The organism is Faecalicatena fissicatena (assembly GCF_016900595.1).
Taxonomy (GTDB): Bacteria; Bacillota; Clostridia; order Lachnospirales; family Lachnospiraceae; genus Claveliimonas; species Claveliimonas intestinigallinarum.
The window spans coordinates 148,011-159,311 of record NZ_JACLYY010000007.1 but is presented as its reverse complement, the minus strand read 5'-3'; the positions used below and the strand labels follow the sequence as shown (position 1 = coordinate 159,311).

At 58.5% G+C, this 11,301-nt stretch carries 8 protein-coding genes; 3 read left to right on the top strand and 5 right to left on the bottom strand.

What is annotated here, in order from left to right:
* Nucleotides 1-124: 124 nt before the first annotated feature.
* Together H7U36_RS09065 and H7U36_RS09060 are read left to right on the top strand one after the other, a co-directional pair.
* Complete coding sequence (locus tag H7U36_RS09065) at nucleotides 125-2,308, top strand: alpha-galactosidase (RefSeq protein WP_033126424.1); 2,184 nt, start codon at nucleotides 125-127, stop codon at nucleotides 2,306-2,308.
* A 31-nt stretch (nucleotides 2,309-2,339) separates the two neighbouring features.
* Nucleotides 2,340-4,322: an alpha-amylase family protein gene (locus tag H7U36_RS09060; protein ID WP_205156046.1), complete on the top strand. Its 1,983-nt coding sequence runs from the start codon at nucleotides 2,340-2,342 to the stop codon at nucleotides 4,320-4,322.
* Nucleotides 4,323-4,360: 38 nt separating this feature from the next.
* On the opposite strand, the gene H7U36_RS09055 is transcribed toward H7U36_RS09060, so the two are convergent.
* The 3 genes from H7U36_RS09055 to H7U36_RS09045 are packed head-to-tail and all read right to left on the bottom strand — an operon-like array spanning nucleotide 4,361 to nucleotide 8,582.
* Nucleotides 4,361-5,272, bottom strand: coding sequence for a helix-turn-helix transcriptional regulator (locus H7U36_RS09055; protein WP_205156045.1), 912 nt, complete (start codon nucleotides 5,270-5,272; stop codon nucleotides 4,361-4,363).
* Between the two features lie 41 nt (nucleotides 5,273-5,313).
* Nucleotides 5,314-6,531 carry an MFS transporter gene (locus H7U36_RS09050; protein WP_205156044.1) on the bottom strand — a complete coding sequence of 406 codons (1,218 nt, stop codon included), beginning with the start codon at nucleotides 6,529-6,531 and terminating at the stop codon, nucleotides 5,314-5,316.
* Nucleotides 6,513-8,582, bottom strand: coding sequence for a TIM-barrel domain-containing protein (locus H7U36_RS09045; protein ID WP_138303128.1), 2,070 nt, complete (start codon nucleotides 8,580-8,582; stop codon nucleotides 6,513-6,515). The genes H7U36_RS09050 and H7U36_RS09045 overlap by 19 nt, the downstream gene beginning before the upstream one ends.
* A 117-nt stretch (nucleotides 8,583-8,699) precedes the next feature.
* On the opposite strand from H7U36_RS09045, the gene H7U36_RS09040 reads away from it, so the two are divergent.
* A complete protein-coding gene (locus H7U36_RS09040) occupies nucleotides 8,700-9,623 on the top strand; it encodes an AraC family transcriptional regulator (protein ID WP_081958068.1) in 924 nt (307 codons plus the stop codon).
* Here H7U36_RS09040 and H7U36_RS09035 read toward each other — a convergent pair.
* Together H7U36_RS09035 and H7U36_RS09030 are read right to left on the bottom strand one after the other, a co-directional pair.
* On the bottom strand, nucleotides 9,514-10,836 hold the full coding sequence (locus H7U36_RS09035; RefSeq protein WP_138303127.1) for an MATE family efflux transporter: 1,323 nt from the start codon (nucleotides 10,834-10,836) through the stop codon (nucleotides 9,514-9,516). The genes H7U36_RS09040 and H7U36_RS09035 overlap by 110 nt on opposite strands.
* Nucleotides 10,823-11,278, bottom strand: a complete 456-nt coding sequence (locus tag H7U36_RS09030; protein WP_033126417.1) for a MarR family winged helix-turn-helix transcriptional regulator — start codon at nucleotides 11,276-11,278, stop codon at nucleotides 10,823-10,825. The genes H7U36_RS09035 and H7U36_RS09030 overlap by 14 nt, the downstream gene beginning before the upstream one ends.
* Between the last annotated feature and the right edge of the window lie 23 nt (nucleotides 11,279-11,301).

The window sequence follows — 11,301 nt, the reverse complement described above, 5'->3', positions numbered from 1 at the left end:
TGCATCTGCCGGAGAGAGCGGGTGTGTGCGCCGGAGAGGCGCATAGGCCCGCTCTTTCAATTGAGTTATGTATTTGGTACATGCGTCAGTTTGAAAGAACATTTACAGAGCAGGAGAGAAAAAGATGAGCATTATTTACGATGAAAAGCAGAAGACGATTTCACTGCATACGAAGAACACGACTTACCAGATGCAGATTGACAGATATGGCTTTTTGCTGCACCTGTATTATGGGAGATACGCTGAGGGATGTATGGATTACCTGCTGACCTACTACGACAGAGGATTTTCCGGCAATCCATACGAGGCGGGGACGGACAAGACCTACTCCATGGATTCTCTGCCCCAGGAGTTCCCCTCCCTGGGCACCGGGGACTACCGGACGCCGGCCTGCATCATCAAAAATACGGACCGCACCTACTGCAGTGATTTCCGCTATGTGACCCACACCATCCGGGAGGGCAAGTATTCCCTCCCCGGCCTGCCTGCCGTGTACGCGGACGACAGTGAGGCCCAGACGCTGGAGGTGGTCCTGGAGGATCCGGTGACAGGGGTGCTGGCGGTGCTGCTCTACGGCGTGCTGCCCGAGTACGATGTGATCACCAGGAGCGTGAAGATCGTGAATGCCAGCAAGGGCTATATTTCTGTGAAAAAGCTGGCCCCGGCCTGTCTGGATCTCGTGGGAGGAGATTATGACTTCCTCACCTTCTACGGGCGCCACGCCATGGAGAGAAACTGCCAGAGGATGCCTGTGGGACACGGCACTTCAAAGATCGGAAGTCTCAGGGGAACCTCCAGCCACCAGTACAATCCGGCTGTCATCCTGGCGGAGCACGACGCCACTGAGGATGCGGGAAGCTGCTACGGCATGGCCTTTGTCTACAGCGGCGGCTTCCAGAGCGAGGCGGGCAAGGACCAGTACTCCCAGACCAGACTGCTCATGGGCTTCAGCGAGGAGCAGTTCGCCTACCCCTTAAATCCTGGGGAGGATCTCCAGTCTCCGGAGGTGATCATGACCTACTCGGGAGAGGGACTGGCAAAGCTGTCACAGAATTTCCACCGCTGCATCCGCACACACCTGTGCAGAGGGAAATATAAGGAGACAGTGAGGCCCATCCTCATCAACAGCTGGGAGGCGTCCTACTTTGACTTCACAGGGGAGAGTCTTCTTGCTCTGGCCCGGCAGGCGGCGGACTTAGGGATCGAGATGTTCGTCCTGGACGATGGCTGGTTTGGCAACAGGGACAGCGACCTGCGGGGACTGGGAGACTGGAAGGTCAACGAGAAGAAGCTGGGCTGCAGTCTGGGCGAGCTGATCACAAAGATCAACGGCATGGGCATGAAGTTCGGCATCTGGATCGAGCCGGAGATGGTCAATGAGGACAGCGAACTGTACCGGGAGCATCCGGACTGGGCCTTTGTCATACCGGGACGGCGGCCTAACCGCTCCAGATACCAGCTTGTCCTGGATTTCTCCAGAAAAGAAGTGGTGGACTACATTTATGAGCAGATCTGCGCTGTCCTGGATCAGGGCAATGTGGAATATATCAAGTGGGATATGAACCGGAGCCTTGCGGATATATACTCCGCCACAGCGGACAGCCAGGGGCGGGTACTTCACGACTATGTGCTGGGGCTCTATGATTTCCTGGAGAGGCTGGTGAACCGGTATCCCAATATTCTGATCGAGGGCTGCAGCGGCGGCGGTGGACGCTTTGACGCCGGCATGCTCTACTACACGCCCCAGATCTGGTGCAGCGACAACACGGATCCCATCGACCGGCTGGAGATCCAGTATGGAACCTCCTTCATCTATCCGGCCTCCTCTGTGGGAGCCCACGTGTCCGCGTCGCCCAACCACCAGACAAGGAGGGTGACCTCCATGAAGACGAGGGGCATGGTGGCCATGGCCGGCACCTTCGGCTACGAGCTGAACCTAAACGAGTTGGGCGAGGAGGAGAAGGACGAGATCCGGCGCCAGATCGCGGAGTACAAGAAGTATGCGGCTCTCGTGCAGCGAGGCACCTACTATCGGCTCACCAATCCCCAGACCGACAACCAGGGGGCCTGGGAGTTCGTGTCCGAGGACCAGAGGGAAGCCCTTGTGCAGGTGGTGGGCATCAAGAAGCACGCCAACATGACCGTGGACTACATCAAAGTGAAGGGCCTGAAGGAAAATACCATGTACCGGGATACGGAGACAGGCAGGCTGTACAACAGCACGGCCCTGCGTGAGGCGGGCGTGCCCAAGCCGGTGCTGGAGGGAGAATACCAGGCCTACCAGTGGCATTTTGTATGTGAAGACTAATCCAAATCATTGTAAACGGGGGATGAGACAGATGGCAGGAACAACGAAGAAGAAAAGCGTGACGGCAAAGAAGCCGGCGGCGAAGAAGACAACCGCGGCAGCGAAGAAGACAACTGCGGCGGCGAAGAAGCCGGCAGCTAAGACCAGGGAGACGGCGGCCCAGAAGAGAGATCGGGAGAAACGGGAGCAGTCCGACCGCGTTTTCGCAAAGCGGCTGGGACGCCACCACGATGAGCTGCGGTGGCTGTACATGGAGCTGTACGGCAATGATGATATGTTTGCCGAGCTCTGCGATCAGATGAAATGGTACTATGACCAGAGAAATGACAAGCTGAAAAAGCTGGACGCCCAGAGAGAGGCGGAAGGTGAGTGGTACCGGAAGAGAGACATGCTTGGCATGATGATGTACATTGACAATTTCGCCGGGAATATCAAGGGTGTGCAGGAGAAGCTTCCCTATCTGGAGAAGTGCAATGTGAACTACGTGCACCTGATGCCCTTCCTGGACTCTCCCAAGGGGCGGTCCGACGGCGGCTACGCTGTGGCCGATTTCCGGAAGGTGAAGCCGGAGCTGGGAACTATGGAGGATCTGTCAGAGCTGGCGGAGAAATGCCATGAGAAGGGAATCAGCCTGTGCATGGATTTTGTCATGAACCACACCTCCGAGGACCACGAGTGGGCCAGGAGAGCCCGCCAGGGGGACGGCGAGTACATGAGCCGCTACTTCTTCTACGCGGATCCGGCGATCCCCAGGGAGTACGAAAAGACCGTGCCCCAGGTATTCCCCACCACGGCTCCCGGCAACTTCACCTATCTGCCGGAGATGGGACACTATGTGATGACCACCTTCTACCCCTACCAGTGGGATCTGAACTATAGCAACCCGAGGGTGTTCAATGAGATGATGTACAACTTCCTCTACCTGGCCAACCAGGGAATGGATATTATCCGCATCGACGCGGTGCCCTATATCTGGAAGCAACTGGGGACCAACTGCCGGAACCTGCCCCAGGTGCACACCATCGTCCGCATGATGCGCATGATCGGCGAGATCGTGTGTCCGGGCATTGTGCTTTTGGGCGAGGTGGTCATGGAGCCCAAGGAGGTGGCGCCCTACTTTGGCACAGTGGAGAAGCCGGAGTGCCACATGCTCTACAACGTGACCACCATGGCCACTACCTGGCACACTGTGGCCACGAGGGACATCCGCCTGCTCCGGAAGCAGATGGACGTGGTCTGCTCTCTTCCGAGAGAGTACACCTTCCTCAACTATCTGCGGTGCCACGACGACATCGGCTGGGGCCTGGACTATGCATCCCTGAAGGAGTGGGGCATGGAGGAAGTCTCCCACAAGAAGTACCTGAACGACTATTTCCAGGGCAAGACTCCGGGAAGCGTCAGCAGAGGCGAGCTCTACAATGAGGACCCGGTGACCGGGGACGCCAGGTTCTGCGCCACCACCGCCTCCATGTGCGGCATGGAGAGCGCGGGCTTTGAGCAGAATGAGGAGAAGATGGACTGGGCCATCCGCAAGGATCTCATGCTCCACGCCTACATGTTCACGCAGTCCGGCATCCCCATGCTCTACAGCGGGGACGAGATCGGCCAGGTGAACGACTACACCTACAAGGATGACCCGGACAAGGCACCTGACTCCCGGTACATCCACAGAGGAAAATTCTGCTGGGAGCTGACAGAGCACATTAAGGATAAAGACAGCGTGCAGGGCCGGATCTTTAACGGGCTGGAAGAGCTGGAGCGGATCCGCAGGACAGAGGCCGTGTTTGACGCGGACGCGGAGGTGTACACGAAGGACTACAGCGATCAGTCCATCCTGTGGATCGTCCGCAGGTCCGAAGGGGAGGAGCTCCACGCTGTGTTCAACTTCAGCGACCAGGGGCGCACTATCTGGATGCCGGAGAAAGCGCGGTACACGAACCTCGTGACAGGCGTCACCAGGGAAGTGGAGACAGTGGAGCTGTCCGGCTGGGATTTTGTTTGGATGAAGAGATAAAAAAATAGGGGAAGGCAGACAAGAAGAGTCCGCAGCGTCTATGGCTGACGCTGCGGACTCTTTTCCGCATGGGCGGACTTCGCGTACTCCCTGGGAGTGCAGCCCATGAATTTTCGGAACAGCTTCGTGTAGTAGGAGGGGCTGGAGAACCCGCACTGCATGGAGATGTCTGTGATGCTGTCTTTTCCCTGGGCCAGAAGAGGGATGCTCTTCCGGATGCGGTAGTGGAGGAGATAGTCGAAGAGGGGCTGGTTCATATTCCGCTTGAACAGGCGGCAGCACTCGCTCTTGCACATGTTGACACAGACGGAGATGTCCTCCAGGGAAATGTGCTCCATATAGTGCTCGTGGATAAAGGTGACGATCCGGCGCAGCCGCTCCAGCTCCCGCACGTCCCCGGAGGAGGGGCGGGTCTCCAGATCCAGGTGGTCAAAGAGCAGGATCCAGATCTGGTAGAGCTCTGTCAGAAGACGCAGCTCGTAGGAGCGGGGCGGATCCTGCCAGAGCCGGCGGATGGCGGTCAGGTGGGAGAGGACCTCCCTCTCCCAGGGCACATCCGGGAAGAAGGAGGCAGAGGGGAGAAGCGGGTTCTCAGTCACGGGCTGGACGTACTTGGTCTGCAGGAGGCTGGCCTCGTAGCCGTACAGAAGGGAGGGGTTGACTGTGACGGACAGATAGGAGCAGTCCCGGCTGTTTGCGTGGCGCCCCGCGTGCAGCATGTTGGCATTGCAGAAGATCCCGTCCCCCTCCTTTAAATGATAGGTGTGGTCATTGATCTGGTACAGGATCTCCCCCTTCAGGATCAGGGTAAACTCGATCTCAGGATGCCAGTGGCAGGCAAAGCTTCCCATCTCGTAGGCGTCCAGCCGCTCCGGGCTGACAAGCACGGGGAAGGAGTAATCCCCGTGGGATTTGAGCTCTCGTCCATCGTTCCGCAGTGCGATCTGCATAGTTTCTCTCCTCCTGTTTTCTTACACAGTTTTTCAGATTCTTACCGAGTATTCGCAGTCTTCTTCAGCAGCCTCTCGTGCATCACAAACATCAGCACAAGGATGACCAGCAGATAGAATGGAAAGAGAGAGATGCTGATGTGGTTCGCGATCAGGCCAAACAGGGGAGGAATGAGGCAGGTGCCCACGTAGGCGGAGGCCATCTGCACGCCGATGACTGCCTGGGATCTGTCCGCTCCGAAGTGGGCCGGCGTGGAGTGGATGACACAGGGGTACACAGGGGCGCACCCGAGACCAATGATGATCAGGCCGGGAAGGGATGTGCCGCCGCCCAGAGGCAGGAGGATGATCAGCACGCCCGCCAGGATCAGCACCAGCCCCAGGCGGATCATCTGGGTGTCGTTGAAACGCATGGTGAGAAAGCCGCTGACGCCTCTCCCGATGGTGATGCCGATGAAGAAGAGGCTGGCGCAGAAGGCGGCGGTCTCAGAGGGGATCCCCTCGTGCAGGGTCAGGTAGCTGGAGGCCCACAGGCCGGCTGTCTGCTCCAGGGCGCAGTAGCAGAAGAAGGTCACCATCACCTCTCTGGCGCCGGGAATGGAGAGGATCTGCTTCAGGGACAGGGGCTTTTTCGGCTGCCGCGCGGTCTCCTTTTCCGGAGCCGGGGTGTCCGCCGCAGGACTTTTGCCTGCCTCCGCTCCGGAGATAGAGCGCCTGTCCTTCCAGAGGGGCAGGCTGATGAGCAGAATGGCTGTGAGCGCCACCTGGAGGATGCCCACGTACCGATAGCCGGTATTCCAGGAGGCTCCTCCGGAGAGGACAAGGCCCATGATGTAGGGACCGGCGGAGGCGCCCACGCCCCACATGCAGTGGAGCCAGCTCATGTGCCAGCTGGTGTAGTGGAGAGCCACATAGTTGTTGAGGGCCGCGTCCACGCTGCCGGCTCCCAGGCCGTAGGGAATGGCCCACAGGCACAGAAGGATGAAGGAGTGGCTGAAGGAAAAGCCAAAGAGGGCAGCCGCTGTCATGGCCACGCTGATGGCTGTCACCCGTCCCGGCCCCAGGCGCAGGGTCAGCCGGTCGCTCTGCAGGCTGGACACGATGGTGCCCGCCGCGATGATCATGGAGATGATGCCGGCGTAGGACACCGGCACCTGGAATTCCTGGTACATGGAGGGCCAGGCGGACCCCAGCAGTCCGTCGGGAAGGCCCAGGCTTATAAAGGCAAGGTATATGATAGCTAAGAGCAGATGAAACATGTTGTGACAGTCCTTTCTGTTGATCCCTCATATCTTACCTCACCGTCGGCAGACACGTCAATAGTGGACAGGTGGGCGGGATTTTCGTAGTCTTTTCCGTAGCCGTCGTCATCGTAGAGCGTGTAGCGGCATGTGCCCGCCGGGTAGGCGATGAGCTGCAGGCGGGAGGCGTCCAGCTTCTCCACGTTCCTGGCTGTCTGTGCCAGGGGCAGCAGGTGTCCTCTGCGGACAAAGAAGATGAGCTCATTTTCAGCCACAGGCACGTAGTGGTGTCCGGCGCCCATTTTCTCACAGCGGAAATCGTCCGGTCCGGAGGTGGTCACGCAGAGCATGTCTTCCGGCAGGTATACGTAGCGGCCGGCGGCGTTCTGCTGGCAGACGGGAGCCAGCATGAGGCTCTCCCCGAGGAGGAGCTGATCCTCCACCTGGGCTGCGTGTGGGTCCTCCGGGTAGGCGAAGGAGAGAGGCAAAAAGAGCATCTCATCTCCCAGGGCCGCCTTCATGTACTCGCTGTACAGGTAGGGCAGCAGGCAGTAGCGGAGCTTGATGATCCGGCCCAGAGCCTCTGCGTTGGAGAAGCGGTAGGCCTCCTGCATCCTTGTGCCCATAGCGGAGTGGTTCCGCATGAGCGGGGTGAAGATGCCGAACTGGAGCCAGCGCATGACCAGGTCCTCCGTGGTGTCCGCGCCGAAGCCTGCCAGATCCGCTCCCGTGTAGAGGAAGCCGCACATGCTCAGGGAGGGCATCATCTTTACGTTCATGAGCAGGTGGGACCACCAGGACAGATTGTCTCCCTGCCAGATGCCGCCGTAGCGGTGCATGCCGATGTAGGAGGAGCGGGAGAACATCAGGATGCGCTTGTCCGGCTCCAGCTCCTCAAAGGCCTCCCCGGCGGCCCGGGTCATGTTGTAGCCGTAGAGGTTGTGGACCTTGTCGTGGCGGATCCTTGGGAGGCCGTTTCCGGGTTCGTGGTAGAAGCTCTGGTAATCCTCCGGGTTGTTGGCCAGGGTGTTCACAAGACCCAGCAGATGGTTGTTCTTATCCAGATCCAGGTTCTGGCCCTTCATGGAGGCCACCTCGTCAAACACCTTATTTAAGCGCTTCTCTGAATAGAAGATGGCGGGCTCGTTCATGTCGTTCCAGAAGCCGTCAATGCCCTGGTCCAGGAGGAACCTGTATTTCAGGCCGAACCATCTCCTGGCGGCCGGGTTCAGCATGTCCGGGAAATGGGCCCGTCCCGGCCACACGGCTCCCACGAAGTCGGTGCCGTCCTCCTCCTTGCAGAAGTAGCCTTTCTCCACGCCCTCCTCGTAGACGGAGTAGCCCTCCTCGATCTTCACGCCGGCGTCGATGATGGGGACAAGATGGATGCCCTCCTTTTTCATATCCGCGGCCAGGCCGGGGAGATCCGGGAATTTTTCCGCGGACACGGTGAAGTCCTCATACCGCTCCATGTAGTCGATATCCATGTAGATGGCGTCCAGGGGGATGCCGGCCTCCTTATATTTCGCGGCCACCTCCCGCACATCCGCCTCGTTCCTGTAGCCCCAGCGGCTCTGGCCGTAGCCGAAGGCCCACTTGGGAGGAATGTAGCTTCTGCCGATCATCTGACGGAAGGTGTGGACGATGGAGAGGAAGCGCCTATCCTCCTCCTCGATGACATAGATGTCCAGATCCCAGTCCGTGGGCGTGATGCGCAGCGTATCCTTCTGGGTGTAGCCGATGTCAAAGGTCAGGTATCCGGGATAGTCGATGAAAAGGCCGAAGGGGTGGGATCCCCCGATCATCAGGAAATTGTGTGCCCCGTAGAGGGAGTGGGTGGTCTCCAGGTGGTGGGGGTCATCGGAGCAGTTGCTGGTGTAGCTCCAGCCCCTCTTGTTGATACCTCTCACCTGCTCGCCCAGACCGTACACGGGAGCACCCTCCTCCATGGTGAGGACCAGGCTGTCGCCCTCTCTGGTGAAATAGGGGAGAGCCCCCTCGGACGCGGGGATCTCTTTTACGACTGCCTCCGTGGGGAAGGGGTTTCCAAAGGTATATTTGCGGATCATATGCTTTTTCTCCTTTCGGTTCGATTTGTAATATGCTACTATTATATAAGTGAAAAGCAGGATTTACTTGCATATTCCTAGCAGTTTTTGACACAATCCTGCCATGGAGGAAAAGATATGGAGGAAAAGAGACAGTACCTTGAGAAGCGCCATCACGGGACCAGCCTGTTCCCGGCGGACTATTATCACTGCGTCTACCCGGCGGGACTGGCGGGCCTTCCGGTACACTGGCACGAGGAGTTTGAGATCACACGGGTACGCCGGGGGAGCTGCACCTATCTCATTGACCTGGAGCCCTGCCAGGTGGGGGAGGGGGATTTCCTCTTTCTGCCGTCAGGGATGCTCCACGGGATACCGGAGGGGAAGACGAGGCTGCTGGAGACCGACAGCTTTGTCTTCCATCCCTCCCTGCTGGGAGGCAGGGCGGATGCCTGCGGGGTGAAGTACCTTGCCCCGGTGGAGAAGGGAGAGATCCGCTTTCCTCCGGTGATGAGGGCAAAGGGCAGCAGTCCGGAGTTCTCTGAGAGGATGGAGAGGCTGTTTGACAGGCTAAAGGAGAGCTTTGCCAAAAGGGAGGAGGGGTATGAGCTGGAGGTGAAGGCCGGACTTCTGGAGATCCTGCTCCTTCTGTACAGGCAGGTTCCCTTTGAGAGAAAAAAACAGGAGAACCGGGAGGTCATTGAAAAGCTCCGGACGGTTCTCCAGTATATAAAGGAAAATTATCAGCGGCCCCTGAGCGTGGCCGAGCTGGCCGGGGTCTGTCACTTCAGCGAGTACTATTTTATGCGGTTTTTCAAGCAGCACATGAATATGACCTGCGTGGAGTACGTGAACCAGTACAGGATGGAGATCGCCGCCGGCAGGCTGGCCGGGGAGGAGGCCAGCATCACGGACATTGCCCTGGATACAGGCTTTAACAACCTTTCCTATTTTAACCGGGTATTCCGGAGGAGCTTCGGGATGACGCCCAAAGCCTACAGACAAGCGCTGTCACAAAAGTCAGCGACTGGGCAAGAGGAATACTCAGCCACACGCCGCTGAGCCCGGCCATCCTTGGCAGCAGAAGAAGGAGCAGGAAGAGGAATACCGGCTCCGCGTACACCAGGATGTAGGACAGGAGCGTCTTCTCCGTGGCGTAGAAGGCGGAGGTGGTGACCCGCACAAGGGCCAGGAAAATGAGGCTGACAAGGAAGCGGGGAAGCACCTGGCCGGCCTCTGCGCGGACCAGATCCGAGGCCCCGAAGAGTCCTCCGATCTGATACCGGCCAAGGAAGATGAGGACCATGCAGGCGGCTGCTATGCAGACGCCGCTTATGTAGGCAAGGCTGCACACCTTTTTCATATTTTTCAGATGGTTTTCCCCGTAGTATCTGCTGATGAGGGGCTGGCAGCCGTCGCCCACGCCCTGAAGCAGAAGGTACACGATGACGATGACATACACGATGCAGGCGTAGCAGGCAGCCGCTTTTTCCCCGCCGTAGTCCATGAGGAAACGGTTCATGAGAATGATCGTGATGTTGGGGGAGAAGGTGATCCCGAAGGGGGACAGCCCAATCTTCAGGATGCCGGTCAGCAGCCCCTTCACCCTTTCCCGGGAGAAGACAGAGCGGACCAGGTGGAAGGACACGCCTCGGCGCAGAAAGAAGAGCAGTCCTCCCGCCATGGTCACTGCCTGGCCGATGAGGGTGGCCAGAGCCGCTCCCGCCACCCCCTCGTGGAGAAGCCAGACGAACACATAGTCCAGCACAATGTTGGTGAGAAAGCCAGCCACCATGATCATCATGGCGTAGAAGGCGCCTCCCATGTTGCGGATCAGGGGTACCAGGCCGGTGCCGAAGATCTGGAACACAGAGCCGAGGACGATGATCCGCAGGTAGGAGATCCCCAGCTCCAGAATCTGTCCGGAGGTGCCCAGGGCTGTCAGGACAGCCGGGGCGGCCAGGTAAAAGACGAGAGTGGAGACGAGGGAGGCGGCCAGCAGAAGGACTACTGTGCTGTCTGTGTAGCGCTTTGCCTCCTCCTTTTTCCCGGAGGCCAGACGGATGGAGTAGTGCACGGCGCCGCCCATGCCGATGCCGGTGCCGGCGGCCTGCAGAAGAGCCACCACCGGGTAGGCGATGTTGATGGTGGTCAGCCCGGCGTCGCCGATGCTGTTTCCCACAAAGAAGCCGTCCACGATGGAGTAGACGCCGGACAGGGCGAAGGCCAGGAGCGAGGGGATTACATAGCTGAAAAATTCTCTATAAAGCTTCATATTCCATTTCCATTCCTTTCCTAAAATATTGACAGAACAGATCCATTCCGCTGATCATGGCGTCCACAAGGGCGGGATCCATCTGCTCCATGATAAAAAGCTCCAGTCTTTTCAGGTCCGCCAGGGTGCTCTCGCAGAAGAACTGCCCTTCCTTTGTGAGCCGTATGGCCTTGCTGCGCCGGTCCTCCTCCACGGGGACAAGCTCCAGAAGGCCCTTCTTCGCAAAATCCTTCAATATTGTGTTGACGGTCTGCTTGGGGAGGGCCCAATCCTGGCAGATGGTCTTCTGGGTACAGGATGCGGGAGCGCTGCCCGCGACGGCTATCAGGACTGTCAGGCTGTTGTAGGTCAGTCCCCGGCGTCTGGCCCATCGCTCGTACAGGACGGTCGTCTCCTGCCAGAGATTGTAATATTTCTCCAAAGATTTTCTGTTTTCTGTCATAGTGCCATCCCTCCTTGTGAAAT